Source organism: Pseudoalteromonas sp. Cn5-37 (genome assembly GCF_021532495.1).
In the GTDB taxonomy this organism is placed as follows: domain Bacteria; phylum Pseudomonadota; class Gammaproteobacteria; order Enterobacterales; family Alteromonadaceae; genus Pseudoalteromonas; species Pseudoalteromonas simplex.
Genome location: NZ_JAKGBA010000092.1, coordinates 1 through 1087, shown reverse-complemented (window position 1 = coordinate 1087; position 1087 = coordinate 1). Strand labels below are relative to the sequence as shown.

Here is a 1087-nt window from a genome sequence, read left to right as displayed (position 1 = left end):
CCCGAATTCAGATAATAAGTGCACCACTCATGGTTAAACGGTGAGAAGAGATCAACTGCCTGTTGGTGGTACTCTGTAATCGCCAAAAAACAAGAGTAGATACCATGAGTTACAAGCAGTTGATCGAAGGGCAAAGATACCAGATTGAGGCCTACTTACGCGAGGGTTTTAGCTATCGAGAGATAGGGAAAAGGCTAAAAGTGAGCCACAGCACTATAAGTCGTGAAGTTAGGCGCAATAGTACTCGAAGTCATTACTTGCCTGAGGTTGCACATTCAAAGGCATGTAAACGAAAACGTCTAGCTGCCAAGTATTCCATGCCAGCACTTACAATTGCGTTCGTTGAGTTTGGATTGGAGCAAAAATGGAGCCCTGAGCAGGTTGCGGGTGTAAGCAAAATTATCGGGCATCCTGTGAGTCATGAATGGATTTATGGCTATATTCAAAAAGATAAATTGAGTGGTGGCAAGCTATACAAACATCTGCGACAAGGGCACAGACGTTATCGTAAAGGCAGCCGAAGCAAACGTGTCATCATCCCAAATCGTGTTGGCATTGAACATAGACCTGCGATTGTTGACACTAAGACACGGTTTGGTGATTGGGAAGCGGATACAGTACTTGGCAAGCATGGTACGGGAGCAATCGTTAGTTTAGTCGAGCGTACAAGTAAGTTTTACCTGATACGCAAAGTGCCAGCAAAAAGTGCAGCGCAAGTGAGCAGAGCAATGATAGGTATGCTGTGGCGCTATCGACGCCATGTTCATACGATAACCGCAGACAACGGGAGTGAGTTTTGTGAACATGAGCATGTTTCAGACAAGCTAAAAACCGACATCTACTTTGCTAACCCCTACTCATCATGGGAAAGAGGGTTAAATGAGAACTTTAATGGCTTGTTGCGTCAATATATTCGCAAAGGCACTGATTTACGAACGGTGACAGATAAGCAAATTGCGCACATAGAAAAGGCGCTCAATGCGAGGCCGAGAAAATGTCTAGGGTTTAGGCAACCAGCGGTAATATTCGATGAATTACGCAAAGCAGCCTAATTTAGCGAGTGGTGCACTTCGGACTTGAATTCGCG

The 1087-nt window shown here is 45.0% G+C and carries 1 protein-coding gene; it reads left to right on the top strand.

Translation table 11 applies throughout. From position 1 onward, the window contains the following. Positions 1-104: 104 nt before the first annotated feature. Positions 105-1052 carry an IS30 family transposase gene (locus L1266_RS22215; protein WP_199524813.1) on the top strand — a complete coding sequence of 316 codons (948 nt, stop codon included), beginning with the start codon at positions 105-107 and terminating at the stop codon, positions 1050-1052. Positions 1053-1087 lie beyond the last annotated feature (35 nt).

What these genes read in the sequence shown, in the direction of transcription:
- L1266_RS22215 (WP_199524813.1), top strand. Translation starts at nt 105, where the DNA reads ATGAGTTACAAGCAGTTGATCGAAGGGCAAAGATACCAGATTGAGGCC.